This window comes from Neisseria sp. 27098_8_112 (assembly GCF_041433235.1).
In the GTDB taxonomy this organism is placed as follows: domain Bacteria; phylum Pseudomonadota; class Gammaproteobacteria; order Burkholderiales; family Neisseriaceae; genus Neisseria.
Map to the genome: position 1 here is coordinate 37,400 of NZ_JAPWBB010000007.1, position 24,735 is coordinate 62,134.

A 24,735-nucleotide genomic window follows, 5' to 3' on the forward strand; every position below is an offset into this window, starting at 1 on the left:
TTCATCACGCTTTTTTGTTTTCACACGCAAACCACAATCTCCGCCAAATATACCATCACAACATATCAGCAAGGCCGTCTGAAAGCGCGGCTTCGATCTCCATTATTATTAAAGTGTTGATTTTAATATTACAAGCAATTACTCTTCTTATCGTTGCTCATACGCAACTAATTGCTGGGGGATAGACTGCATTCATCGTTCAATACCACAGCAGGAGAGAAAATAATAAGTAATAATTGTGGCCATATCGTCATGATTTTGATCAAAATAAAAACGTATTAAGTTTCAGTCATCTACGTGACTGAAAGAAACTTTTTTTATTTCAATTCTTCAAATTTTCCATTTTCCACTTCTTTAAACCCATTAGACTCTAAAGTTTTAAGTGTAATCTTATAGCTGACATAGTCAACTTTTTGATTTGATGTTGCATCAAGCAATTGATGTTCCTGTAACTCTTTTATATCTGCTTTAGTATAATCAATAGTTGTTTTTTCAATAAAATAGCCATCTTTATATTCTGCAGAGTGAGATAATCCCTTCACATCTTTGTATTTCTCATCGTATTCATCAATACTTTTTTTAAATTGTTCTTCTGAAAAACCTGTTCTTTCATAATAAATAGTGTTTGTAAAATCCGTGCTCAGAATTTTATCTCCTTGATACTCAATAATAGCTCGCGAATCTATTCTCTCCTCTTGCTTAATTAATTGAAGATAGCTTTTTTTTGTTTCTTGTCCACAAGCCCCAAGAAGGAATAGCATGAAGACTGCTAAAAGAGGGAGAAGAATAAATTTAAAATTTCGTTTTTTCATTATAAAAGCCTCTGAATTATTAAATAGTTTGATTATATCATATTTTATATTTAGCAATCATTACGATTTAGTTATAATTCAGGATTCCTTCCCCCTTGTCTTTTTAATTATGATATATAGATTATATTAAAATAAGAAAGGATAATAAAAGCAGATTTAACAGCAGGTAATTTTGACTTATCAAACATTGGTAAATCAACTATATGTTAACGTAATTACAAAAACAGGGGCAGAAACCATAAACTATCCTTTTGCGACCATTGCTCCTATAGATTACAAAGCTCCTCCTGATACAGCGGAAAATGACCAGCTTTTAAGGTAAAAAACTCTTAATTTTAAACTTAAAAGAAACCGATGCCGTCTGAAACTTTCAGACGATATTTCCTATAATGCAACATTATTTAAAACACGATTTATATCAAGCCCAATCGTTTTCAGACGGCCTTTGCCTCATCTTCACCATCAGTCCAACCAGCTTCTTTCAATTTCCGCTGTTGCGCGTCATAACGTGCTTTTTCCGCCCAATACATTGTCTGAATACAGGCATCGCCGCACTCGCTGCCGCAACATTCCCATGACTCGGGGCGAACAGGTTCGTCTAAAAGCGGTTCGCCCAAGATGGCTTCGGCTTTATTCTTCAGGGTCGTATCCATCGGCGATTTCCAAGCGCGCACCGTCAAACTCAATCACTTCGCCGCCGCGTATTTTGGCGGTTTTACGGGTTTCAGTTTCGCCATTACGCAACACCAGCCCTTCGGCGATAAACGCTTTTGCCTGTCCGCCGCTTTCGGCAAGACCGGCCAATTTCAACAGGTCGCATAAAGCGATGTATTCGTTGTCTTCAAGATAGACAGTTGCTTCCATCATTTAATCCTTTTCAATAATGGCGATATTTTAACATGGCCGTCTGAAAGAAAGCCCCCTTCTGTTTGATTTGCTTTATCCAACCCCATTACATTTAGTTTTCAGACGGCCTTTAGCTGCCAACCCTGCTACAATACGCCTTTTATTGTTCACGCCGATTTTGCCATGACCGAGCCGACCTACATCCCCCTGCGCCTGCATACCGAATTTTCGATTACCGACGGTATGGTGCGGATTAAAAAACTGATTGCCAAAGCGCAGGAATACGGTTTGCCTGCTTTGGGCATCAGCGATTTGATGAACGAATTCGGCTTGGTGAAATTCTATAAAGCCTGCCGCGGCGCAGGGATTAAGCCCATCGGCGCGGCAGATGTGTGGATAGGCAATCCGAATGCGCCCGACAAGCCGTTTCGTGCCATGCTGATTATCCGCAACGATACGGGCTATCTGCGCTTGAGCGAGCTTTTGACGGAGGCTTATGTCGGCAAAGACCGCAATATCCATCATGCGGAACTCAACCCCGAATGGCTGGAGAATGGCGACAACAGCGGCTTGATTTGTTTGAGCGGCGCACATTACGGCGAAGTGGGCGTGAATCTCTTAAACGGCAATGAAGACGCGGCGCGTGCGGCGGCGTTGAAATACGCGGCGTGGTTTCCCGATGCGTTTTATTTAGAGCTGCAACGCCTACCCGAACGCCCCGAATGGGAAGCCTGCGTTTCGGGCAGCGTGAAGCTGGCGGAGGAACTGGGTTTGCCGGTGGTAGCAACGCATCCGACGCAGTTTATGAGCAGCGATGATTTCAATGCACACGAGGCGCGGGTGTGTATCGCAGGCGGCTGGGTACTGACTGACAAAAAACGTCCGCGCGATTTCACGCCGAGCCAGTTTTTCATTCCTCCGGAAACCATGGCCGAACGTTTCGCCGATTTGCCTGAAGCCTTGGAAAACACGGTAGAAATTGCCAAACGCTGTAATCTGCACATCACATTGGGCAAAAACTTCCTGCCGCTCTTCCCTACTCCGGACGGCCTGTCGCTGGACGATTATTTGGTGAAGCTGTCCAACGAGGGCTTGCAGGAACGTATGGTTCAGCTTTATCCCGACGAGGCGGAGCGTGCGGCAAAAATGCCGGAATATCAGGAACGTTTGGATTTTGAGCTGAACATCATTATCCAGATGAAATTCCCCGGCTATTTCCTTATCGTACAAGACTTTATCAACTGGGCAAAAACACACGGCTGTCCGGTAGGGCCGGGCCGTGGTTCGGGTGCAGGTTCGCTGGTGGCGTATTCGCTGAAGATTACCGACCTTGATCCGCTGAAATACGCGCTGCTGTTCGAACGTTTCTTAAACCCCGAACGCGTCTCCATGCCTGACTTTGACGTGGACTTCTGTCAGGCAAACCGCGGCCGCGTGATTGAATATGTGCGCGAGAAATACGGCGCAGAGGCGGTCAGCCAGATTGTCACCTTCGGCACGATGTCCTCCAAAGCGGTCATCCGCGACGTAGGGCGTGTGCTGGAACTGCCGTTTATGCTGTGCGACAAACTGTCCAAGCTGATTCCGTTGGAAGCCAACAAACCTCTGAGTTTGGAAAAAGCCATGGAGGCCGAGCCGCAGATTCAGGAATTAATCGAAGCGGAAGAAGCAGACGAACTGATTACGCTGGCGAAAAAGCTGGAAGATTTGACGCGCGGTCTGGGTATGCACGCTGGCGGCGTGTTGATCGCTCCGGGCAAGATTTCCGATTATAGCCCCGTGTATCAGGCGGACGAATCCGCCTCGCCCGTATCTATGTACGACAAGGGCGACGTGGAAGACGTGGGCTTGGTGAAATTCGACTTTTTGGGTCTGCGCAACTTGACCATTATCGAAATGGCGCAGAACAACATCAAAAACACCACCGGCGATATCGTCGATGTCGGCAAGATTCCGCTTGATGACCAAGCAGCCTACCAAATCTTCCGCGATGCGAACACCACCGCCGTCTTCCAGTTCGAGTCGACCGGCATGAAAAAAATGCTGAAAACGGCGCACACGACCAAGTTTGAAGAACTCATCGCCTTCGTATCGCTCTACCGTCCCGGCCCGATGGACAACATTCCCGACTTCGTCGCGCGCATGAAGGGACAGGAATTCCAATACATCCATCCACTGCTCGAAGGCATCCTCGCGCCGACCTACGGCATTATGGTGTATCAGGAACAAGTGATGCAGGCGGCGCAGATTATCGGTGGCTACTCGCTCGGCGGTGCGGACTTACTGCGTCGCGCCATGGGTAAGAAAAAGCCCGAAGAAATGGTGAAACACCGCGAAATTTTCGCCGAAGGCGCGGCAAAACAAGGTATTTCGCGCGAAAAATCCGACGAAATCTTCAACTACATGGAAAAATTCGCCGGCTACGGTTTCAACAAATCCCACGCCGCCGCCTACGCCCTGATTTCCTACCAGACTGCATGGCTCAAAGCGCACTACCCCGCCGAATTTATGGCAGCAACCATGTCGTCTGAATTGGACAACACCGACCAGCTCAAGCATTTCTACGACGACTGCCGCGCCAACGGCATCGAGTTCCTGCCGCCCGACATCAACGAATCCGACTACCGCTTCACGCCGTATCCGAACATGAAAATCCGCTACGCACTCGGCGCGATTAAAGGCACGGGCGAAGCCGCCGTCGAATCCATCATCGCCGCGCGGCAAAGCGGCGGCAAATTTACCGGCCTCTTGGACTTCTGCGAGCGCGTCGGCAAAGAACACATGAACCGCCGCACCCTCGAAGCCCTGATCCGCGGCGGCGCGTTCGACAGCATCGAACCCAACCGCGCCATGCTCTTGGCAAACATCGACCTCGCCATGAACAACGCCGACCAAAAAGCCGCCAACGCCAATCAGGGTGGACTGTTTGACATGATGGAAGACGCTATCGAGCCGGTGCAGCTCATCGACGCGCCGATGTGGAGCGAATCGGAAAAACTTGCCGAAGAAAAAACCGTCATCGGCTTTTATCTGTCCGGCCACCCGTTCGGCCCGTATGCCCAAGAAGTCCGCCAAATCGCCCCGACCAAATTAGGCCGTCTGAAACCGCAAGACAGCGTGCGCCTCGCCGGATTCGTTACCGCCGTGCGCACCATGATGGGCAAGCGCGGCAAAATCGCCTTCATCAGCCTTGAAGATTTGAGCGAGCAGATTGAAATCATGGTCAGCGGCCAGACGTTGGAAAACTGCGCCGACTACCTCAAATCCGACCAAGTGCTGATTATCGAATCCAAAGTCAGCCGTGACGACTACGGCGGCGGCGACGGGTTGCGCATCATGGCCAACCAAGTCATGACCCTGCAAATGGCGCGCGAACGCTACGCCCGCAGCCTCAGCCTCGCCCTCGCCCCTGGTCACGACATCGCACGCCTCGCCGCCATCCTCACCGCCCACCGCCTGCCCGACACGTCACACATCCCGCTGCAACTGTCGTACAGCAACGGCAAAGCATCGGGCAAATTGAAAATTGCGCCAAAATGGATGGTAACGCCAAGCACCGCCTTGTTTGACGAACTGGAAACATTACTCGGCAGTAGGGCTGTCCGCGTGAATTGGTAAAACTAAAGGCCGTCTGAAACTACACGTTCAGACGGCCTTTAATTTAAAAAGCGCTTTAAAAACATAAATCAAATACGGATTGAGGCTTTCAGACGACCTTATTGTATAGAGAGATTATCTGAAAAGTTTATTGCAAGAGACTTTGGCTAATAGGAAAAGATAGCCCACAAAAAAAGGGGGTGAAAATACACCCCCTTTTTCTATAGATGCCCCATATCAAAGGCCGTCTGAAAAACAGTTTTATTTAACGATTTCAACCGGGCCGTGGTCGTCGCAGTGGTCGCCGTGTTGGTGATGCAGACGGCCGTTGACGATGTAGTCGACATGATCGCCGTGCGGTACGGCTTCGTGGCCGCAACCTTCGCCGTGAACGTGGCCGTGGCAGGTGTCAACCGGATGGCAGCCGTCAGGGTTGGTTTCATTGACGCTCAGAGCATGCTCGTCGTAGTGGCCGTTGTGCTCATGGTGCAGGTGGCCGTCGTGCAGATAATCGACGTGGCCTTCGTGTTTGATGGCAGTGTGGCCGCAGTTTGCGCCGTGGACGTGGTCATGATGTTCGTGGGTTTTACAGGTCATTTTTCTCTCCTAATGTTCAGTGAATAGCAATCTTTCTCGATTGATTATTCCATCTTATCTTTTTTTCATGCAGCCGTAAAAAATTTTACAGTTATTAATATATTGTTACGATATATCATCTGTTGATATATCAGCTTATTTTGTTTTTCAGACGGCCTTTTATTTATCATTCATTTATTTTCAGCGGGTAATCTAACACTTTCCGCCTATGCTGAATATCGAATTTTTCAGCCGTAACGGGTAATATTGAAACCAAGGGATGAATCCTTCAAACAAACAGGTACTGCAATGGGAAAACAAGCCAGACTTTATATGGTTCGCAGCACGCAAGGTGCGCTTTATGATGTATTTTTTGAACGCGGTGTGGCGGCATTGGCCTGGCCCATGCTGGCCGAAGCGGCGGCAAAAGGTTTTAGCCGTGAGGAGCTGACCGATATTTACTGTTCGGCCGTACCGGATGTGAAATTAAGAACGGCGCAATCGGGCGCGGCTCAGGTGTGGCGGTTTGTCAACGAATTGGCTGATGGAGATGCCGTACTGACCTACTCGCCTGCTTTGCGCCGTTATCGGGTCGGCAGGATTACGGGCGGCGCGGTACATTGTCCGCAATGGGACGATGAGAAAATGTCGCTGGTGCGGCCGGTTGAGTGGCTGGGCGAAGTGTGCCGTGATGATTTGAGTGCGGCTACGCAACGGGCTTTGGGCAGCGTGGCAACTTTGTTTGCGGTATCGGAAGCGTGTGCGGCAGAAATTTTTGAACGCGTGGGTTTTCAGACGGCCTAAGAAGGGAAAGGAAACAGGATTATGTGGAACACCATACATGAATGGCTGAACGCTTTGCCTATCAGTGAAGAAATCATCAAATCGGCATTGATGTCGGTATTGATGATTGTGGCCGTCATTGCCGGGCGCAGCATTTTGCTCTCGGCGCATTTTCGCAGCCATCCGGATTTAAGCATTGAAAACAAACGCCGCTCGCTGGTGTTCAGCCGCAACGTAACCATGTTGCTGATCCTGCTCGGGCTGGCGATGATTTGGGCGGCGCAGATTCAAACTTTGGCCTTGTCGATGTTTGCAGTGGCCGCGGCGATTGTGGTGGCAACCAAAGAGCTGATTATGTGTTTGTCCGGCAGCATCCTGCGCTCGGTGACTAAACAATATTCCATCGGCGACTACATCGAAATCAACGGTCTGCGCGGACGGGTGGTCGATATTAATATGCTGAACACGCTGATGATGCAAATCGGCCCTAATCCGTTGATCGGCCAGCTTTCCGGCAAAACGCTCTCGTTTCCCAACAGCCTGCTTTTGAGCCATACCGTGCGCCGCGACAATATTTTGGGCAATTATGTGATTCATACGGTGGAAATCCCCGTGCCGATTCATTTGGATTCGGACGAAATCATAGGCCGTCTGAAAGCCGTTCTTGAGCCGTTGTGCGCGGCCCATGTTCCCGTTATCCAACAATATTTGGAAAACGTTCAAGCGCAAAAACTCTTTATTACTCCCGCCGCCCAGCCGCGCGTGTCCCGCGTGCCGCATGATGACAAGGTGTACCACATTATCGTACGCTTCGCCTCCCCCGTTTCAAAACGGCTGGAAATACAACAGGCCGTCTTAGACGAATTTTTGCGCACGCAATACCGACTGATCAACCAAACAAAATAGTATGGTTTGTTTATTGATACAATCAAATCCCTTACAATAATAAAGTTCACAATCAACAATAAGGAAAACTCATGTTGCCAGAATCAGCCCTTGCCGAAATGTACCCTGTAATCATGACCCCCAGCCATGACGGCAAATATTTCCACAACTACACCCTCTCACTTCTGAACATCGTCCACACCAACGCCGCACACGGCCTGCCGCTTCAAGTGATGATGCAGCGCGGCGAAAGCCTGATTACGCGCGCGCGCAACAACTGCGTGGCCAGATTTTTGGAAAACAAAGAATGGACGCATTTATTTTGGATTGACTCCGACATCGGCTTCTCTCCCGACTCATTCTACCGTCTGCTCTTGGCCGACAAAGACGTTGTAGCCGGCGTTTATCCGCTCAAACGAGAAAACTGGCCGAAAGCAGGCCTTCCGGCTGGCATGACCCAAGCCGATTTTGAGCGCATGTACACTTCTTACACCGTCAATACCAACGACAAAAATGAAAACGGCGAAATCGTCCTGAAAGTCGATGAAGAAGGCTTTATGAAGGTTCATGACGCACCAACCGGCTTCATGGTTATCAAACGCAGCGTATTTGAAAAAATGATAGAGGCCTACCCCGAGTTGAACTACGTCTCCGACAGCGACTACAGCCCGGAAAACAAAGGCCTGCACTACCGCTTCTTCGACTGCATGGTCGACCCTGAAAGCAAACGCTACCTATCCGAAGACTACACATTCTGCCACCTCTGGCGTCAAATCGGCGGCGAAGTGTACGTCGACGTGCAATCCAATCTGACCCACCAAGGCGCAAAAGTGTATCGCGGCTCGTTTGCCGAATCCCTGCAAACCAATGTTGCCAATGCGGTTTATGCCCCAGAAGGCACCACCATGCGCCTCGAGCTGGCTGCGCCATTGCACGCCAATCCGCGCGGCGCAGAATAAGATTGGCCGACAGGAAGGCAGGACACTTTAATTCTGCCTGTCTGCCACCATATAACGCCTATCGTTTTCTGTTCAGACGGCCACAAGGCCGTCTGAATCCATCTTATTCAGGAGAAACCATATGAGCGACAACGTCCTGCTCCACTTGGGCGAAGAACCCCGTTTCGACCAAATCAAAACCGAAGACATCAAACCCGCCCTGCAAACCGCCATTGCCGAAGCGCGCGAACAAATCGCCGCCATCAAAGCGCAAACGCACACCGACTGGGCAAACACCGTCGAAAAACTGACCGACATTACCGAACGCGTCGGCCGCATTTGGAGCGTGGTTTCCCATCTCAACTCCGTCGTCGATACGCCCGAGCTGCGTGCCGTATACAACGAATTGATGCCTGAAATCACCATTTTCTTCACCGAAATCGGTCAAGACATTGAGTTGTACAACCGCTTCAAAATCATCAAAAATTCTGCCGAATTCGACACCCTCTCCCCAGCGCAGCAAACCAAGCTCAACCACGACTTGCGCGATTTCGTCCTCAGCGGTGCCGAATTGCCGCCCGAACAGCAGGCAGAACTGGCGCAACTGCAAACCGAAGGCGCGCAACTGGGTGCCAAATTCGCACAAAACATCCAAGACGCAACCGATGCTTTCGGCATTTACTTTGACGATGCCGCGCCGCTTGCCGGCATCCCCGAAGACTCCATCGCCATGTTTGCCGCCGCCGCGCAAAGCGAAGGCAAAACAGGCTACAAAATCGGCCTGCAGATTCCGCACTACCTCGCCGTTATCCAATACGCCGACAACCGCGAACTGCGCGAACAAATCTACCGCGCCTACGTTACCCGTGCCAGCGAATTGTCTGACGAAGGCAAATTCGACAACACGGCCAACGTCGAACAAACGCTTGCAAACGCGCTGAAAACCGCCAAACTGCTCGGCTTCAAAAACTACGCCGAGCTGTCGCTGGCAACCAAAATGGCGGATACGCCCGAACAGGTTCTAAACTTCCTGCACGACCTTGCCCGCCGCGCCAAACCGTTTGCCGAAAAAGACTTTGCCGAAATCAAAGCCTTTGCACGCGAGAGCCTGAATATCGAAGATCCGCAATCTTGGGATTTGAGCTACGCCGCCGAAAAACTGCGCCAAGCCAAATACGCCTTCAGCGAAACCGAAGTGAAAAAATACTTCCCTATCAGCAAAGTATTGGCAGGCCTGTTTGCCCAAATCAAAAAACTCTACGGCATCGAGCTGGCTGAAAAAACCGTCCCCGTTTGGCACAAAGACGTGCGCTATTTCGAGCTGAAACAAGACGGCCAAACCATCGGCGGCGTTTACATGGACTTGTACGCACGCGAAGGCAAACGCGGCGGCGCATGGATGGACGGCTACAAAAGCCGCCGCCGTTTCACCGACGGTACGCTGCAACTGCCGACCGCCTACCTCGTCTGCAACTTCACCCCGCCGGTCGGCGACAAAGAAGCGCGTTTGAGCCACGACGAAATCATCACCCTCTTCCACGAAACCGGCCACGGCCTGCACCACTTGTTGACCCAAGTTGACGAAGTGGGCGTATCCGGCATCAACGGCGTCGAATGGGACGCGGTCGAGCTGCCCAGCCAATTCATGGAAAACTTCGTTTGGGAATACGACGTATTGGCGCAAATGTCCTCGCACGAAGAAACCGGCGCGGTATTGCCGAAAGAGCTGTTCGACAAAATGCACGCGGCCAAAAACTTCCAACGCGGTATGTTCCTCGTCCGTCAAATGGAATTTGCCCTCTTCGACATGGAAATCTATCATCAGGAAGATGAAGGCCGTCTGAAAGAATGGCCGCAAATCTTGGACAAAGTGCGTCAAGAAGTCGCCGTGACCCAACCGCCGGCATACAACCGCTTTGCCTTGAGCTTCAGCCACATCTTCGCCGGCGGCTACTCCGCAGGCTATTACAGCTACGCATGGGCGGAAGTTTTGAGCGCAGACGCTTACGCCGCTTTTGAAGAAAGCGACGATGTTGCCGAAACAGGCCGCCGCTTCTGGAAAGAAATACTGGCCGTCGGCGGTTCGCGCAACGCAGCCGAATCCTTCAAAGCCTTCCGCGGCCGCGAACCAAGCTTGGATGCCCTGCTCCGCCACAGCGGTTTCGACAACGCAGCTTGATTTGAAAATCCGCCGTTTTAATTGCTGATTCAACGCTAAAGGCCGTCTGAAATATTTCAGACGGCCTTTTTATAATCCATTCAATATGTTCAGCAAAACAAATAAAACCATTCAACCGATAAAACTACCCGGCGCGGAACGCCGCAATGATTGCCAAGCTCAATATTTTCCCAATGCAGACCAACCGCCCATAAAAACAGGGCATGTTCCCATGCCCTATCATTTGAATTTCAGACGACCTTTCGGTTGTCAAAATTTATTAGGAACAATGAGTACACCTATCCCTAACAAGACTTCGAGAAAAACAGAAGTCCGCATTTCAAACCCCTATCTCCCCCTGCCCATCGCTAAAATTAGTTTTTGCCTTTTTTATCGCCGGCAGCCAAACGCATATTGATAAATTCCATCATCAAATCTTTTTTCGTCCAGAAAAAGGTTTTCATTTTTTCCAAAGAATAGATTTTCCGAATCATCGCCGGCAATCCTGCGTGAACGATGGCCGCGACTTCGCCATTGGTTGTTTCGTTGTCCATGGCGGCTTTGAGGTTTAGATTGTGCGTATTCAGGTAGTTGCTAAGCTCTTTCCTGACGCTGTTGCTGATTTCAAATTGTTTCATGTTTTCCGTCCATAATGTTTTTATAATTAAATAGCATACGATTCTAACAAGTTTTTTGCATTGTGCATATCTCAACTTGCATATTGTTGCGAAATTTACAATTGGGCTTTTGGGTAAAATCATGCCTGCAACACATTGTTGCGGCGCACCCTGTCGGATTGTTTTGACTATTTTGTTCCGGCTTGGGCCGTATTGCGGATAAAATAATGGTTTTAGGTTTTGGGGCCGTCTGAAATGTATTTGTGGTTTAAGCTGTTACACATATTTTTTGTGATTTCTTGGTTTGCCGGACTGTTTTATCTGCCGCGGATTTATGTGAATCTGGCGCAATTAGAGCCTGGTAGCGTGGAATATGTACAGCTGACGGATATGTCGCGCAGGCTGTACCGCTTTATGTCGCCTTTGGGCTGGGGAACACTGATATTTGGCGCGGCCATCGGGTTTGTAAATAATTGGTGGGGCAACGGCTGGCTGGCGGTTAAATTATTGTGCGGCCTACTGCTCTTGGCTTACCAGCTTTATTGCGGTCTGCTGCTGCGCCGTTTTCAAAACGGTAGCAATGTGTATTCGCACCGCTGGTATCGGGTATTCAACGAACTCCCCGTATTGATGATGGTGGCCGCGCTTTATATGGTGGTTTTCAAGCCGTTTTAATCTTCAGACGGCCTGTTTGGTAAATAAGGAAAGAATTCATGACAGTCGAAATCGAACGCCGCTTTTTGCTGGCGGATGACAGTTGGCGCGAAGCGGCAAGCGAGCCGCTGGTGTTGCAACAGGGCTATTTGAGCGTAGAAAAAGAGCGCACCATCCGTGTGCGAATTATCGGTTCGCAAGCATGGCTGACCCTGAAAAGCTATATTTCCGACATGACGCGCAGCGAGTTTGAATACGAAATCCCGCTGGCGCACGCGCAAGCGATGATGGCAAATATGTGTCCGTTTAAAATGGAAAAATACCGCTATCGGGTTGAATTTGAAGGCTTTGTGTATGAAATCGACGAATATTTCGGCGACAATGCGCCCTTGATTGTGGCGGAAATCGAATTGCCGTCTGAAGATACCGAGTTCCCCAAACCGTCTTGGTTGGGCAAGGAAATCACGTCAGACGGTAAGTTCACCAATGCGTATTTGAGCAAACATCCGTATTCGTCTTGGACGGAATAAGGGCAACAACCTCTATGCACATACAAAAAAGGCATGTATCGAACATGCCTTTTTTCTTTTCAGACGGCCTGATTTGCCTTACCGATATTTGAATCAAGCTGCTTTTGACATACCGTTTCAAATATCGGGCAAGCCTGTGTGTTTTATCCGTGGAACCTTATGCCGGACGGCAGGCAACCATATAGTTGACCTCGGTCGAGTCGCACAAAGAATAACGGCCGCTCAACAAATTGTAGGTCATGCCCTTGCTGCCGACGGTATCCAATCCGGCTTGGCGGCACATGCGAGCGAGTTCTGCCGGCGTGATGAATTTTTTCCAGTCGTGCGTGCCTTTGGGGACGAATTTCAACAGATATTCTGCGCCGACAATCAGATGCAGATAAGATTTGGGATTGCGGTTGATGGTGGAGAAAAACACCATGCCGTCGGGTTTGACCAGTTTCGCGCAAGCTTGAACGATGGCGGCCGGATCGGGAACGTGTTCCATCATTTCCATACACGTTACCACATCGAAGCTGTGCGGCTGCTCAGCGGCGAGGTCTTCAACGCGGATGCAGCGGTAATCGATATTGGCAACGTGTTGAGCGGCCGCATGGGCAGCGGCGGTTTGCAGGGATTTTTCCGCCATATCGATGCCGGTAACGTGTTCTGCACCGCGTTTGACCATGCTTTCCGACAAAATACCGCCGCCGCAGCCTACATCTAACACACGTTTACCTGCCAATCCGGCATAGCCGTCGATATAGTCGAGGCGTAAGGGATTGATGTCATGCAGGGGCTTGAATTTGCCGTTTTTATCCCACCATTTGTCGGCGATTTGGCTGAACTTGGCGATTTCGCCGGCATCTACGTTGTCGTGTTGATTGCTCATGGTTTGCTCCTGCATAAAATCATTCTCCTGATTTTAGCCGATTGTGCTTCAAAATAAAATGTTTCAGACGGCCTTTGCCTGTTTATCGGCCCTATTTCAACTTTCATCCGTCTGCCCATAAAAAACGCACCTTGTAGCAAGGTGCGTTTCAATCTGCATGATTTAGAATTTAGCGCCGGATTCGTTGGCCATGTAATCAACTGCGGCTTTCACTTCGTCGTCGCTTAAGCTGCCGTTGCCGCCTTTGGCAGGCATGGCTTGGAAGCCTTCGAGGGCGTGTTTGTGCAAGGTGTCTTTGCCTTGTTTAATGCGAGGCGCCCAGTCTTCTTTTTTGCCTACGGCCGGAGCGCCGGGAATCAAGCCGCTGTGGCATGCTTTACAGTTCGCTTCAAAAACAGCTTTGCCGTCCACTTTGGCGGATTCGGCAGGCTTGGCTTCAGCGGCAGGCGCTTCGGCTTTCTCTTCGGGCTTGGCGGCTTCTTCAGGTTTGGCGGCTTCCTCTGCTTTGCTGGCGGCGGCTTCAACCTTATCAGCTGCTTCTTGAGCGGCGGATGCAGTCGCATCGGCAGCAGAAGCGGCTTCGGTTTTAACTTCAGATGCAACGGCTTGAGCAGCCTCTTGAGTCTCCTGTTTAGCCTCTTGGGAACAAGCTGTCAAACCAGCCATCATCATTACGGCAATCAGTAATTTGTTCATGTTCGGTCTTTCCTTAGTTTTAGTTTAAATCACTGTTTTATATAAACAGCTTAAAAATTCTAGCATAGAAACTAATACTTTCGACCTACACTATAATAAATATTGGTATAAATCAGATTTTGTCTCAAAAACTGAAAAACATATTGACACCACCTCTCTACTCGGATAGAAATTCACCCCATTTGTCATGAAGCGCGATAACTTTCATTTTATTGTTCAAGCAGTTACTCATTTTATTTTCAAAGTTTCCTTTAGAATTCAAATTTTTACCGACTTCTCCATGAGTAGCGTCAACCTGAAAGCCATCCCCATCCCAAACAGGCCGTCTGAACCCCAATCAGGTTTCAGACGGCCTTTTTGAATCATGTTAATAAACATGTGCCGCTTGCCTATGCGAAAGACACCAGCAGGCTTACCTATTTATGTGGTCATTCATATCCCGACTAAAATTTAATCCAGTGCTGCCATTAGTCTTTTGCCAATATTTCAGCTTCAGCCCACAATCCCCGCTTCTGCTCAGCCGTCAATTTCTTAATGCCGATTTCCCGTTTCAGCGCCTCACTTTTAGTCAGGCCGTCTGAAACGATGTGCATCTCGACAGGCTTGTTCAAACGCGTGTATTTCGCGCCTTTTCCTGACAGGTGCGCCGCAAATCGCTCTTGCGGACGGTTGCTGATGCCGCAATAAAACGCGCCGTTTTCGCACAAAATCAGGTAAACGCTCCAATTTTCCGCGTTCATAACTCCCCTTCCTTGGCAAAACTCTCGGTAAAAATACGCACGGCAACCTCGGTTTTGGCAGACTGCACACGATAAGGCGTGACCAAATAAAGGCTGACCGGCGGCAATGTCCATTCAGGCAAAACCGCTTTCAGACGGCCTTGTGCAATTTTCTCCCTCACTTCGCCGCCCACTTGCAAAGACAAACCAAATCCACTTTCGGTCAGATTGCACACGGCGGCAAGATGCGTGCAGGCAATGCTGTCGGCGACGTCGAGGAAATAGCTTTCTTCACCGTTTTGCAAGGTAGTGCGGACAGGTAAAAAATGCAGCCAGCGGTGCGTATGAAGCTGAGAGGGATGGGTAATGAGCGGATGCCGGTCGAGATAATCGGGCTCGGCACAAATGATGTACGGCCACGTCACGAGATGACGCGCAACAAGATTGGGATCGTCCAAAGCCCGGTCGCCGCCGCGTATGGCGATGTCGGTCTGATTGTGTTGCAGGTCGTCCAAGGTATCGCTGAAATTAAGGATAGGACGGATTTTAGGGAACTCAGTTTGCAATCGCGAAAAGGCCGTCTGAAAAGCGCGGGATTCGATGACCGTAGAAGTCAGGGAAATGCGCAATTCGCCGACAGGTTCGGTCTTCAGATTGTCGATAACAGTACGCGTATCGGCAAGGGTGGCGGCGAGACGGCGGCAGTATTCGCCCAAGGCACGGCCGGCATCGGTAGGCGCAAGGCTGCGCGTGCTGCGGTTTAACAGCTTGATGCCGTGTAAGGTTTCGAGGCGGTTGATGTGCTGGCTGATGGCAGACGGCGTCATGCCCAGCGCGGCCGCAGCGGCGTTCATGCTGCCGTGCTCGAGGACGGCGGCGAAAACAAGCAGGGGTTTGATGTCTTGCATGATGTTTACTTTACTGAAATTGGTGTTTTCAGACAGCCTGTTATGAATACTGCGGATTATATAGCGCGGATGAAAAATCGGCGCGGAACTGATTGGGCGGTTGAATAAATATTTATTTATCGCCATTTGCATATTTACCCTTTTTAAGGTATACCGCCTACTGATGTTTATATTTTAAAAGGATGATTAAATGGCTGATTTCGACACATCTAACCCTTACAGACCCAAAGGACTACTGCAGCGTCTGATGCGATTTTTAGGTCTTGGTTATTCTGCCGAAGATGAATATGTATATGAACGTTTGGCAGCTTTAGATTTGAATACAACGGTTTATACCGACTTATTCTTCAATAAAACAGATGAATTTTTGATTTTGACTTCAGATTTCGGCCCTGAAATGGGAACATTTAAGGTTAATGCAGGCATAGGTGGAGGCAAAAAACAATTCCAAGGCAAAAGCTGCCCAATTTTGGGCTATATCCATGTTGGAAGCGGTACGTTCATGGATCAACCCATATACAATCTGACCTGGGCAGAAGATGATGCAAACAACCCCTTTAAAAACTGCTTATTTCAGACACTCAAACCACTGACTATATACCGTACCCGTAGCAAGTTAGGCATGGATTGGGAGCCATTCGGAAGTGATTGGTTAAGCAATATACTTTTAGTTGAAGTACTTGAAACTGACGCACACAATCAAAAATTGGAAAACTTACGCCGAGAATATCTGAAGCAACATTCAGATTAAACACATTTATGAGCACCATCGAGGCATCTTCAAAATGGGCAGGGCTGCCTGTGAAATTATCTTTGAACGCAGACGGCAAAAAACCGGCAAGCAGGGCTGCCAAACGCTTAACGGAAGCATTTGCACAACAGGCGCAACTCTATTCCACCCTAAACGCATACCTGCTCGAACATATCCGTAAACACAACGGCATCCGCACCAAAAACGATTTTTTTGCCAATCCGCATCCGACAGCGGAAAGCTTCCTTCAATATTTAAAGCCGCAAACATTAAATATTGTCGATCAGAATCTCTATATCGTGTTTCACAATGATGACGATGCATTGATACCCGACGATGAATACTATTTTTATGTTTCATTTGATACAAAGGGTAACATCACCGGCATCACTTCCTGACACTAACAACAGGCCGTCTGAGACTTGCCCCCGTTTCAGACGGCCTATTCCTATCCATTATTTAGTTAAACTTCACAATCATAACAGCAAAACAGGGATTATCAAGCGTTTCAGACGGCCTTACAATGCACTCATCTAATCAATCACATCCCAACAAGGAGTCAAATATGAAAATCGCAGTTATCGGTGCAACAGGTTATGTCGGCAACGCAGTCGTTCAAGAATTAGCAGGTCGTGGGCATGAAGTAACCGCTTTCGCCCGCAACACAGACAAAGTTTTCCAAGCGCAAAATGTTGCCGCTATCTCTGCAGATGTCAACGCAGCAGATTTTGCCGACAAACTGGCAGGCTTTGACGCCGTGGTCAGCGCGTTCAATCCGGGCTGGATCAATCCCAACATCGGCGCGGACTTCACACGCGGCACAAACAGTATCGTCGAAGCGGCAAAAGCAGCGCAAGTGCCATATCTCTTAATCGTCGGCGGCGCAGGCAGCCTGTATGTGGCACCCGGTTTGCAAGTGGTCGATACGCCAGACTTTCCGAAAGAAATTTTCGACGGCGCCAATGCCGCACGCCATCTCTTGGCAGAACTTCTGCCGCGCCGCGACGTGAACTGGTCTTTCGTTTCCCCTCCGGCACGACTGGGCGCAGACGGCGGTTTCAGCGAAGACCAAACCGGCAAATACCGCTTGGGCAAAGACGATTTGCTGATGGACGGTGAAATTCCGGCAGGCATCAGCGTGGCCGATTTGGCAGTCGCCATCGCCGACGATGTGGAAAACAAAGCGCATTTGTTTGAACGTTTTACCGTCGCCGCTGTTTAATCATCTTAATTTAAAGGCCGTCTGAAACTAAAAGTTTCAGACGGCCTTTGCATGCGCTCATCTCATCAATCGAATCTCAACAAAAAGTCACACATGAAAATCGCAGTGATTGGTGCAACAGCTTATGTCGGCAATGCAAGCAAAGTTTTCCAAGTGCAAAATATTGTCGTCGTCTCCACATACGAATAAAATCTGTCGGCAATTTATATCAAAATTACAAAAATATTTTGAACAAAGTGAAGGAACTGTACCAGAGTAGTAAGGAGCCCATCCTGAAAAGATGTAGATCATAAATTGCATATTGTGAGCAACAATCCGCTCCGCTACCGATCTTTTCTCACGCAAGCGCTGATGGTTAAGATGATCTGAAAGCATCTCTCTAATTTTTCAGACGGCCTCAATTTTCCCTGTACTCTATTTCAAGGAGTTTTCATGACACCTCAAACTGTCTTAGATTTCTGGTTTACCGAAGAAAACCACCCTTTCCAATTTGCCCGCAACAATGGATTCGATGCCCAAATTCGCGCTCAATTTTTCGATATCTGGCAGCAGGCAGCTCGCGGCGAACTTTCACACTGGCGCGATACTCTGCAAGGCAGGCTCGCCGAAATCATTATTCTTGACCAATTCTCGCGCAATCTGTTCCGCGACAGCCCTCAAGCGTTTGCCCAAGATACTGCTGCACTCATTCTTGCCCAAGAAGCCGTTCGCCAACCCGGCTTCGCCGACCTCCTTCCGCATGAACGCCATTTCATGCTGATGCCGTTGATGCACAGCGAAAGCCAAGTTATCCATGAACAAGCCGTACCGCTGTTTGAACGCTATACCAATGAAAACGCATTGGCCTTTGAAATCAAACACAAAGTCATCATCGACCACTTCGGACGCTATCCGCACCGTAACGCCGTATTGGGGCGTAAAACCACGGAAGAAGAAGCAGAATTTCTGAAGCAGGAAGGTTCATCATTTTAATTCCATCAAAGTCAAAGGCCGTCTGAAACCGAAATCAAGGTTTTCAGACGGCCTGCATCATCGTGAAATCACTATATAATACCGTCTATTAAATTCCAGATACGAGCCAACCATGTCCGTAACCCAACCCACCATCGCCGCCATCGCCACCGCACCCGGACGTGGCGGCGTCGGCGTGATCCGTCTTTCCGGTAAAAACCTGCTGCCTTTGGCGCAAACCCTCAGCGGCGGCAAAACGCCCAAACCGCGCACCGCGCTTTACACCGACTTTCTCGGCGGCGACGGACAGCCGATAGACAACGGCATCCTGCTCTACTTCGCCGCTCCCGCCAGCTTTACCGGCGAAGACGTGATTGAATTGCAGGGGCACGGCGGCCCTGTCGTGATGGACATGTTGCTCTCGCGCTGCCTCGAACTGGGCGCGCGCATGGCGGAGCCGGGCGAATTTACCAAACGCGCCTTCCTCAACAACAAACTCGACCTAGCCCAAGCCGAAAGCGTCGCCGACCTCATCGACGCCTCCAGCAAGTCCGCCGCCCGCATGGCATTGCGTTCGCTCAAAGGCGCGTTTTCCCAACACATACACGAGCTGGTGGACGACCTTATTACTTTGCGGATGCTGGTTGAAGCCACGCTCGACTTCCCCGAAGAAGACATCGACTTTCTCGAAGCCGCCGACGCGCGCGGCAAGCTCCAAGCGCTGCAAGGCCGTCTAAAAACCGTGCTTGCCAGTGCGGAACAAGGTGCGATTTTGCGCGAAGGCATGAACGTCGTCCTCGTCGGCGCGCCCAACGTCGGCAAATCCAGCCTGCTCAACGCCTTGGCTGGCGACGACATCGCCATTGTAACCGACATCGCCGGCACCACCCGCGACACCGTGCGCGAACAAATCACCCTCGACGGCGTGCCCGTCCACATCATCGACACCGCCGGCCTGCGCGAAACCGACGACGTGGTCGAACAAATCGGCATCGAGCGCAGCCGCAAAGCCGTTTCCGAAGCCGATGTCGCCCTGATTCTGATTGACCCGCGCGAAGGCGTGAACGCCAAAACCCAAGCCATTTTGAACAGCCTGCCCGATGGTTTGAAAAAAATCGAAATCCACAACAAAGCCGACCTGACCGGCGAACCCGTCGCCGTCCGTTCAGACGGCCTCGCGCAAACCGGTGCGGACACCGTCATCAGCCTATCCGCAAAAACCGGCGCGGGTCTCGATTTGCTCAAACACGCCCTATTGCAGGAAGTCGGCTGGCAGGGCGAAAGCGAAAGCCTGTTCCTCGCCCGCAGCCGCCACCTCAACGCCTTGCACGAAGCCGAAGCCGAGCTGGAAAACGCCGCCCTCTGCAACAACAACCAAATCGAGCTTTTCGCCGAACACCTGCGCCTCGCCCAAAACGCCTGCAGCGAAATCACCGGCGAATTTACCGCCGACGATTTACTGGGCGTGATTTTCTCGCGCTTCTGTATCGGCAAATAAAACGGTTTGCCATCAAATACAAAGGCCGTCTGAATGTTCAGACGGCCTTTTTTATCACCAAAACAAGCTTAATTTCACTTGCGTTTATTTATTGGCAGCTTCTGCCATATTTTTTGCGATTTTGGTCGCGCCAACTGTCAAACCGGACATGCCGATCAGAGAAGCCGCGGCCAATTTGATTAATGTTTTCATTTTAACTCTTTTCTGTGTATTTAAGGGTGTGTTGTGTATTTTTTATTTATCGGCATCAGCCATATTGTGGGCGATATTGGTTGCACCGACGGTCAGGCCGGACATACCGATTAAAGAGGCTGCTGCCAGTTTGATTAAAGTTTTCATTGTTTGTCTCACTTTCTTGTCTGTCGGCCGAAAAACGGCCTAAGTTGCGTTTTCTGAAGTATTGTAATTAATTCGTTTATGATTGAATTATTTGTGTACTACCGTTTCGATATTGTAGGCGACGCCGAGGGCGGAGGCCGGCATCCCGACATGCCGATTAAAGAAGCGGTGGCAAGCGTTATTAAATATCCCATTTTAAGTAGTCCTTTTTCATAGATACAAAATGTTATTTAACAACATACACATTTTTTTCGCCGGCATCTACGCTGCCGACAGGACGAATCATACCGTGTTAATCGTTAATTAATACAACTTTTCCGTAAAGATAAAATACTAAAAATATACATAATGATGGTTATAGTTAATTTATATTTTGTTTTGAAAATGACACCGATGTCTTTTTCAATGACACCGATGTCTTAATTACATACACACTACAAACGTATCTTGCTGTGCCCATAAAATCCCTCCTTTTTTGTTGCAAAATTGCACTCTAAATTAAATATATTTTTAAATTCAAAATGTTACAAATTTATCTTTTTCACAACCTAAATGTTCAATTAGTCAAAACCAATACCTTTGATAGCTTCTTTTAAAGAAAACACACGTTTCTAGCGCATATCCGACCATAAAATGCGCTGCAAATATATGATATAGTGAAACATTCTGCGTATTGACTATTTTCAGCATGAACAACACCCTAATCCTGACCGGCGTGGCCGCATTTTTTATCGGCGCGCTGTTTGCTTGGCTGATGACACGCTACCACGCCCAAAGCCGACACTTTACCGTTTTACAAGAATTGGCCGAAGCCCGCCGCCTGCATGAGTTTGCCGAACAGGTGCAGGCTCAAACTGCAGCGGATTTGGCACAAAGCCGCCATACCGTGCAGGAATTGCAAGACGAATTGCAGGAGACGGACAACCGCTTTGCCGCAGCCGAAAAACAGATTGCCTATCTGCAAGATTGCGAGGCCGAAGCCGAAGCTTTAAAACACGAATGTGCAAAATGGCAGCAAAGCGCGCAAAACCTGCAAATCAACAACGAACGTCTAAACACGCAGCTAGCTCAAGAACAGGCATTGAGTGCGGATAAAAATACGCTTTTACAGCAGCAGGAAACGGAAAAAGGCCGTCTGAAACAAGACTACGACACGCTTTTGGAGCAAAACCATGCGCTGCAAGTCCAAAACGAACGCCTCTCCACACAACTGACGCAAGAAAAAGCCAATATTGACGACAAAAACAGCCTTTTACAGCAACAGGAAGCCGAAAAAGGCCGTCTGAAACAAGAATACACCGCCCTTTTAGAGCAAAACCACGCGCTTCAAGTCCAAAACGAGCGCCTCAACACCCAATCGGAAAAAGACCGTCAGGCTGCCGAAGAAAAATTGGTTCTATTGGCAGATGCGCGTAAAAACCTGAGCGACCAGTTCCAAAACCTCGCCAACACTATTTTGGAAGAGAAAAGCCGCCGCTTTACCGAACAAAACCACGACCATCTTCAGCAACTGCTCAATCCGCTCAACGAACGCATCCACGGCTTCAGCGAGCTGGTTCAGCAGACTTATGAAAAAGAAGCCAAAGAACGCCTGACCATCGAAAACGAACTCAAACGCCTGCAAACCCTCAACACTCAGCTCCACCACGATGCCAAAGCGCTGACCACTGCGCTGACCGGCACGCAAAACAAAACCCAAGGCAACTGGGGCGAGATGATTTTGGAAAGCGTATTGGAAAATTCCGGCCTGCAAAAAGGTCGCGAATACATCGTTCAAGCTTCCAGCGTCCGCCACGAAGCAGACGGCACCCAACGCCGCCTCCAGCCCGACGTCCTCATCAATCTGCCCGACAACAAACAAATCGTCATCGACTCCAAAGTATCGCTGACCGCCTACGTCCGCTATACGCAAAGCACCGGCGCAGAAGCAGAACGCGAGCTTGCCAACCACGTCGCCAGTATCCGCGCCCACATCAAAAGCTTGGCAGCGAAGGACTATACCGACCTTGAGGGTGTCAAAACGCTGGACTTCGTCTTTATGTTCGTCCCTGTCGAACCGGCCTACCTCCTCGCCCTGCAACACGATCCGAACCTCTTCCAAGAGTGTTTCGACAAACGCATCATGCTGACCGGCCCCAGCACCCTGCTTGCCACCCTGCGCACCGTTGCCAATATCTGGCGCAACGAGCAGCAAAACCAAAACGCGCTGGCCATTGCCGAGGCCGGCAGCAAACTCTATGACAAATTTGTCGGCTTTGTCGAAAGCATGGACGGCATCAATAAAGCGCTTGGTCAGGCACAATCCCAGTTTCAGACGGCCTACAGCCGTTTGGTTTCCGGCAGGGGCAACCTCATCAGCAGCACTGAAAAACTGCGCAAATTGGGCATCAAGGCCGGCAAACAGCTGCAACGGGATTTAGTAGAAAAGGCCGTATCGGAAACCGAAGACCATGCCGCTTTACCCACCATGCAAAATCAAGAAAATAACTGACCAACTCCAAAACATTGTAAAAAAGGGAATTTAACCAATGAGCAACATCACCATCGTCCTTGCCGCCGACACAGGCTACGCCGAGCAGGTTCATACCCTGATGAAGTCCGTCTGTACGCACAATACAGGTGTCAATTTCTACCTTATGCACAACACCTTCAGGAAGGAATGGATCAACTATACCAACCAAAAACTCGCCGCCAGCGGCAGCCGTCTGAATGACGTCAAAATTGAAATGGACTTCAGCCAATATCGCCGCCTGTCCCATATTTCGGATGCCGCATTTTTCCGCCTGATGATGCAGCACCTGCCCGTCGACCGCGCCCTTTACCTCGACAGCGATATGGTGGTTACCCAATCCCTGCACGATTTGTTCAACCTCGATATGCGCGGCTATCCCGTCGCCGCCGTACAAGATTCCTATCTTGCCCGTACCGATTGGAACCATCCGACCGGCCTGCACACCACACCCTATTTCAATTCCGGCATGCTGCTGGCCGATTTGGGTCAATGGCGCAAACACAATATCGCGGAGCAACTGCTGCAAACCGCCGCCACCATTGATAAAGCCGTCCCCTTTGGTGACCAATGCTTTCTAAACACCGTATTTCAAGAGAACTGGCTGCAATTGGAAGAATCTTGGAATTACCAAACCGGCGCCAGAAGATTTTTCCAAACATACGACCTTGACGAAATGTTCCCTCTGCCGGATACCACCCCGCCCATCATCCACTACACCTCACGCGCCAAACCGTGGTTGTGCGATTACGGCAAGATTCCTTTTGAAGAAATATATTGGCAATACTATTGCGCCGACTGGCCGGAAGCGTAATCTCAGACAGGGAATACTCTTCCCTTGCCTCAATTGACCTTAAAACAACTCATCATCAAAAACAAAGGGCCGTCTGAAATCGTTTCAGATGGCCTTTAAGCCATAAAAAACAGGCAGAACATTCTGCCTGTTTTGTGTTCAAACCCGACCGTAAAGCAGGCTTTGCCACCCACCCTCCGTCGGCGTCATCGTTATCCGATTAAATACCGCGCAACAATTCGTTCACGCTGGTTTTCGCACGGGTTTGCGCGTCCACACGTTTGACGATAACTGCGCAGTAGAGGCTGTGGCTGCCGTCTTTGGAAGGCATGCTGCCGGATACGACAACAGAGCCAGCCGGTACGCGGCCTTGATAGATTTCGCCGGTAGTACGGTCAAGGATTTTGGTGGATTGACCGATGAACACGCCCATAGAAATCACGCTGCCTTCTTCGACAATCACGCCTTCGACGATTTCAGAACGCGCACCGATGAAGCAGTTGTCTTCAATAATGGTCGGGCTGGCTTGCAGAGGCTCGAGTACGCCGCCGATGCCGACGCCGCCGCTCAAGTGCACGTTTTTACCGATTTGCGCGCAAGAGCCGACAGTCGCCCAAGTATCGACCATCGCACCTTCGTCAACGTATGCGCCGATATTGACATAAGAAGGCATCAACACGACATTTTTCGCTACAAAGCTGCCGCGGCGGGCAACCGCACCCGGAACTGCGCGGAAACCTGCGCTGCGGAATTCGTCTTCAGACCAATCGGCAAATTTAGTCGGCACTTTGTCGAAGTATTTGTTCACACCGTCGTTGAGGATTTCATTGTCCTGAATGCGGAAAGACAGCAATACGGCTTTTTTCGCCCATTCGTTGACTTTCCATTCTCCCACGCCCAAACGCTCGGCAACGCGCAGTTTGCCGGAGTCGAGTTGATGAATGGTTTCCAAAACCGCTTCACGCACTTCTGGAGTAACGGTATTCGGATTGATTTCGGCACGGTTTTCAAAAGCCGTTTCAATGATGTTTTGCAAAGACATGTTGATTCCTTCAAGAGATCAGGGCCGTCTGAAACCTATT

The 24,735-nt window shown here is 49.7% G+C and carries 25 protein-coding genes; 15 read left to right on the forward strand and 10 right to left on the reverse strand.

Annotation, left to right across the window (positions count from 1 at the left end; genetic code table 11):
- Window positions 1-317: 317 nt before the first annotated feature.
- The 3 genes from O3682_RS05930 to O3682_RS05940 all read right to left on the reverse strand — a co-directional run bounded on the left by O3682_RS05930 (window position 318) and on the right by O3682_RS05940 (window position 1,676).
- Window positions 318-812: a DUF1307 domain-containing protein gene (locus O3682_RS05930; RefSeq protein ID WP_371508985.1), complete on the reverse strand. Its 495-nt coding sequence runs from the start codon at window positions 810-812 to the stop codon at window positions 318-320.
- A 434-nt stretch (window positions 813-1,246) separates the two neighbouring features.
- Complete coding sequence (locus tag O3682_RS05935; protein ID WP_036492735.1) at window positions 1,247-1,465, reverse strand: hypothetical protein; 219 nt, start codon at window positions 1,463-1,465, stop codon at window positions 1,247-1,249.
- Window positions 1,443-1,676 carry an RNA-binding S4 domain-containing protein gene (locus tag O3682_RS05940; protein WP_002221492.1) on the reverse strand — a complete coding sequence of 78 codons (234 nt, stop codon included), beginning with the start codon at window positions 1,674-1,676 and terminating at the stop codon, window positions 1,443-1,445. Before O3682_RS05940 ends, O3682_RS05935 begins: the two co-directional genes overlap by 23 nt.
- A 165-nt stretch (window positions 1,677-1,841) precedes the next feature.
- Between O3682_RS05940 and dnaE the strand changes: the two genes are divergently transcribed.
- On the forward strand, window positions 1,842-5,276 hold the full coding sequence (gene dnaE, locus O3682_RS05945; protein ID WP_371508986.1) for a DNA polymerase III subunit alpha: 3,435 nt from the start codon (window positions 1,842-1,844) through the stop codon (window positions 5,274-5,276).
- Between the two features lie 240 nt (window positions 5,277-5,516).
- On the opposite strand, the gene O3682_RS05950 is transcribed toward dnaE, so the two are convergent.
- Complete coding sequence (locus tag O3682_RS05950) at window positions 5,517-5,852, reverse strand: hypothetical protein (RefSeq protein WP_003684489.1); 336 nt, start codon at window positions 5,850-5,852, stop codon at window positions 5,517-5,519.
- Between the two features lie 288 nt (window positions 5,853-6,140).
- On the opposite strand from O3682_RS05950, the gene O3682_RS05955 reads away from it, so the two are divergent.
- The 4 genes from O3682_RS05955 (at window position 6,141) to O3682_RS05970 (ending at window position 10,616) form a co-directional block, all read left to right on the forward strand.
- The gene (locus O3682_RS05955; protein WP_371508988.1) at window positions 6,141-6,635 is read left to right on the forward strand and encodes a restriction endonuclease; all 495 of its coding nucleotides are present in this window, start codon (window positions 6,141-6,143) and stop codon (window positions 6,633-6,635) included.
- A 21-nt stretch (window positions 6,636-6,656) separates the two neighbouring features.
- Window positions 6,657-7,520 (forward strand): mechanosensitive ion channel domain-containing protein, encoded by an 864-nt coding sequence (locus tag O3682_RS05960; RefSeq protein ID WP_371508990.1) that lies wholly within the window; start codon window positions 6,657-6,659, stop codon window positions 7,518-7,520.
- Window positions 7,521-7,591: 71 nt separating this feature from the next.
- The gene (locus O3682_RS05965) at window positions 7,592-8,458 is read left to right on the forward strand and encodes a trafficking protein particle complex subunit (RefSeq protein WP_371508992.1); all 867 of its coding nucleotides are present in this window, start codon (window positions 7,592-7,594) and stop codon (window positions 8,456-8,458) included.
- 121 nt (window positions 8,459-8,579) lie between these two features.
- Window positions 8,580-10,616 carry a M3 family metallopeptidase gene (locus tag O3682_RS05970; RefSeq protein ID WP_371508994.1) on the forward strand — a complete coding sequence of 679 codons (2,037 nt, stop codon included), beginning with the start codon at window positions 8,580-8,582 and terminating at the stop codon, window positions 10,614-10,616.
- 353 nt (window positions 10,617-10,969) lie between these two features.
- Here the strand turns inward: O3682_RS05970 and O3682_RS05975 are convergent, their stop codons facing one another.
- Window positions 10,970-11,233, reverse strand: a complete 264-nt coding sequence (locus tag O3682_RS05975; RefSeq protein WP_004520905.1) for a hypothetical protein — start codon at window positions 11,231-11,233, stop codon at window positions 10,970-10,972.
- A gap of 234 nt (window positions 11,234-11,467) precedes the next feature.
- Between O3682_RS05975 and O3682_RS05980 the strand changes: the two genes are divergently transcribed.
- Together O3682_RS05980 and O3682_RS05985 are read left to right on the forward strand one after the other, a co-directional pair.
- Window positions 11,468-11,887, forward strand: coding sequence for a CopD family protein (locus O3682_RS05980; protein ID WP_371508996.1), 420 nt, complete (start codon window positions 11,468-11,470; stop codon window positions 11,885-11,887).
- Between the two features lie 38 nt (window positions 11,888-11,925).
- Window positions 11,926-12,396, forward strand: a complete 471-nt coding sequence (locus O3682_RS05985; protein ID WP_371508998.1) for a CYTH domain-containing protein — start codon at window positions 11,926-11,928, stop codon at window positions 12,394-12,396.
- Window positions 12,397-12,553: 157 nt separating this feature from the next.
- On the opposite strand, the gene ubiG is transcribed toward O3682_RS05985, so the two are convergent.
- The 4 genes from ubiG to O3682_RS06005 form a co-directional block, all read right to left on the reverse strand.
- Window positions 12,554-13,267: a bifunctional 2-polyprenyl-6-hydroxyphenol methylase/3-demethylubiquinol 3-O-methyltransferase UbiG gene (ubiG, locus tag O3682_RS05990; protein WP_371508999.1), complete on the reverse strand. Its 714-nt coding sequence runs from the start codon at window positions 13,265-13,267 to the stop codon at window positions 12,554-12,556.
- A 162-nt stretch (window positions 13,268-13,429) separates the two neighbouring features.
- On the reverse strand, window positions 13,430-13,963 hold the full coding sequence (locus O3682_RS05995; RefSeq protein WP_371509001.1) for a c-type cytochrome: 534 nt from the start codon (window positions 13,961-13,963) through the stop codon (window positions 13,430-13,432).
- 467 nt (window positions 13,964-14,430) lie between these two features.
- Complete coding sequence (locus tag O3682_RS06000; RefSeq protein ID WP_371509003.1) at window positions 14,431-14,703, reverse strand: GIY-YIG nuclease family protein; 273 nt, start codon at window positions 14,701-14,703, stop codon at window positions 14,431-14,433.
- Window positions 14,700-15,590, reverse strand: a complete 891-nt coding sequence (locus tag O3682_RS06005; protein WP_371509109.1) for a LysR family transcriptional regulator — start codon at window positions 15,588-15,590, stop codon at window positions 14,700-14,702. Before O3682_RS06005 ends, O3682_RS06000 begins: the two co-directional genes overlap by 4 nt.
- Before the next feature lie 190 nt (window positions 15,591-15,780).
- Here O3682_RS06005 and O3682_RS06010 point away from each other — a divergent pair, with 190 nt between their 5' ends.
- From O3682_RS06010 to O3682_RS06045, 8 genes are all read left to right on the forward strand, one after another.
- On the forward strand, window positions 15,781-16,341 hold the full coding sequence (locus O3682_RS06010) for a DUF7021 domain-containing protein (protein ID WP_371509005.1): 561 nt from the start codon (window positions 15,781-15,783) through the stop codon (window positions 16,339-16,341).
- Between the two features lie 8 nt (window positions 16,342-16,349).
- The gene (locus O3682_RS06015) at window positions 16,350-16,739 is read left to right on the forward strand and encodes a hypothetical protein (RefSeq protein WP_371509007.1); all 390 of its coding nucleotides are present in this window, start codon (window positions 16,350-16,352) and stop codon (window positions 16,737-16,739) included.
- A gap of 167 nt (window positions 16,740-16,906) precedes the next feature.
- Window positions 16,907-17,563 (forward strand): NAD(P)-dependent oxidoreductase, encoded by a 657-nt coding sequence (locus tag O3682_RS06020; protein WP_371509009.1) that lies wholly within the window; start codon window positions 16,907-16,909, stop codon window positions 17,561-17,563.
- 51 nt (window positions 17,564-17,614) lie between these two features.
- Entirely contained in the window at window positions 17,615-17,752 is a 138-nt protein-coding gene (locus O3682_RS06025; RefSeq protein ID WP_371509011.1) for a hypothetical protein, read from the forward strand.
- Between the two features lie 243 nt (window positions 17,753-17,995).
- Window positions 17,996-18,535, forward strand: coding sequence for a DUF924 family protein (locus O3682_RS06030; RefSeq protein WP_004520918.1), 540 nt, complete (start codon window positions 17,996-17,998; stop codon window positions 18,533-18,535).
- A 112-nt stretch (window positions 18,536-18,647) separates the two neighbouring features.
- Entirely contained in the window at window positions 18,648-20,012 is a 1,365-nt protein-coding gene (mnmE, locus tag O3682_RS06035) for a tRNA uridine-5-carboxymethylaminomethyl(34) synthesis GTPase MnmE (protein ID WP_371509014.1), read from the forward strand.
- 1,093 nt (window positions 20,013-21,105) lie between these two features.
- Window positions 21,106-22,842: a DNA recombination protein RmuC gene (locus O3682_RS06040; protein WP_526023250.1), complete on the forward strand. Its 1,737-nt coding sequence runs from the start codon at window positions 21,106-21,108 to the stop codon at window positions 22,840-22,842.
- A gap of 37 nt (window positions 22,843-22,879) precedes the next feature.
- Window positions 22,880-23,674: a glycosyltransferase family 8 protein gene (locus O3682_RS06045; RefSeq protein ID WP_371509018.1), complete on the forward strand. Its 795-nt coding sequence runs from the start codon at window positions 22,880-22,882 to the stop codon at window positions 23,672-23,674.
- A gap of 199 nt (window positions 23,675-23,873) precedes the next feature.
- On the opposite strand, the gene dapD is transcribed toward O3682_RS06045, so the two are convergent.
- A complete protein-coding gene (gene dapD / locus O3682_RS06050) occupies window positions 23,874-24,695 on the reverse strand; it encodes a 2,3,4,5-tetrahydropyridine-2,6-dicarboxylate N-succinyltransferase (protein ID WP_003749076.1) in 822 nt (273 codons plus the stop codon).
- Between the last annotated feature and the right edge of the window lie 40 nt (window positions 24,696-24,735).

Bases quoted from the DNA above. Each gene is read 5' to 3' on its own strand.
- O3682_RS05930 (WP_371508985.1), bottom strand. From the start codon at position 812: ATGAAAAAACGAAATTTTAAATTTATTCTTCTCCCTCTTTTAGCAGTC.
- O3682_RS05935 (WP_036492735.1), bottom strand. From the start codon at position 1,465: ATGGATACGACCCTGAAGAATAAAGCCGAAGCCATCTTGGGCGAACCG.
- O3682_RS05940 (WP_002221492.1), bottom strand. From the start codon at position 1,676: ATGGAAGCAACTGTCTATCTTGAAGACAACGAATACATCGCTTTATGC.
- dnaE (WP_371508986.1), top strand. From the start codon at position 1,842: ATGACCGAGCCGACCTACATCCCCCTGCGCCTGCATACCGAATTTTCG.
- O3682_RS05950 (WP_003684489.1), bottom strand. From the start codon at position 5,852: ATGACCTGTAAAACCCACGAACATCATGACCACGTCCACGGCGCAAAC.
- O3682_RS05955 (WP_371508988.1), top strand. From the start codon at position 6,141: ATGGGAAAACAAGCCAGACTTTATATGGTTCGCAGCACGCAAGGTGCG.
- O3682_RS05960 (WP_371508990.1), top strand. From the start codon at position 6,657: ATGTGGAACACCATACATGAATGGCTGAACGCTTTGCCTATCAGTGAA.
- O3682_RS05965 (WP_371508992.1), top strand. From the start codon at position 7,592: ATGTTGCCAGAATCAGCCCTTGCCGAAATGTACCCTGTAATCATGACC.
- O3682_RS05970 (WP_371508994.1), top strand. From the start codon at position 8,580: ATGAGCGACAACGTCCTGCTCCACTTGGGCGAAGAACCCCGTTTCGAC.
- O3682_RS05975 (WP_004520905.1), bottom strand. From the start codon at position 11,233: ATGAAACAATTTGAAATCAGCAACAGCGTCAGGAAAGAGCTTAGCAAC.
- O3682_RS05980 (WP_371508996.1), top strand. From the start codon at position 11,468: ATGTATTTGTGGTTTAAGCTGTTACACATATTTTTTGTGATTTCTTGG.
- O3682_RS05985 (WP_371508998.1), top strand. From the start codon at position 11,926: ATGACAGTCGAAATCGAACGCCGCTTTTTGCTGGCGGATGACAGTTGG.
- ubiG (WP_371508999.1), bottom strand. From the start codon at position 13,267: ATGAGCAATCAACACGACAACGTAGATGCCGGCGAAATCGCCAAGTTC.
- O3682_RS05995 (WP_371509001.1), bottom strand. From the start codon at position 13,963: ATGAACAAATTACTGATTGCCGTAATGATGATGGCTGGTTTGACAGCT.
- O3682_RS06000 (WP_371509003.1), bottom strand. From the start codon at position 14,703: ATGAACGCGGAAAATTGGAGCGTTTACCTGATTTTGTGCGAAAACGGC.
- O3682_RS06005 (WP_371509109.1), bottom strand. From the start codon at position 15,590: ATGCAAGACATCAAACCCCTGCTTGTTTTCGCCGCCGTCCTCGAGCAC.
- O3682_RS06010 (WP_371509005.1), top strand. From the start codon at position 15,781: ATGGCTGATTTCGACACATCTAACCCTTACAGACCCAAAGGACTACTG.
- O3682_RS06015 (WP_371509007.1), top strand. From the start codon at position 16,350: ATGAGCACCATCGAGGCATCTTCAAAATGGGCAGGGCTGCCTGTGAAA.
- O3682_RS06020 (WP_371509009.1), top strand. From the start codon at position 16,907: ATGAAAATCGCAGTTATCGGTGCAACAGGTTATGTCGGCAACGCAGTC.
- O3682_RS06025 (WP_371509011.1), top strand. From the start codon at position 17,615: ATGCGCTCATCTCATCAATCGAATCTCAACAAAAAGTCACACATGAAA.
- O3682_RS06030 (WP_004520918.1), top strand. From the start codon at position 17,996: ATGACACCTCAAACTGTCTTAGATTTCTGGTTTACCGAAGAAAACCAC.
- mnmE (WP_371509014.1), top strand. From the start codon at position 18,648: ATGTCCGTAACCCAACCCACCATCGCCGCCATCGCCACCGCACCCGGA.
- O3682_RS06040 (WP_526023250.1), top strand. From the start codon at position 21,106: ATGACACGCTACCACGCCCAAAGCCGACACTTTACCGTTTTACAAGAA.
- O3682_RS06045 (WP_371509018.1), top strand. From the start codon at position 22,880: ATGAGCAACATCACCATCGTCCTTGCCGCCGACACAGGCTACGCCGAG.
- dapD (WP_003749076.1), bottom strand. From the start codon at position 24,695: ATGTCTTTGCAAAACATCATTGAAACGGCTTTTGAAAACCGTGCCGAA.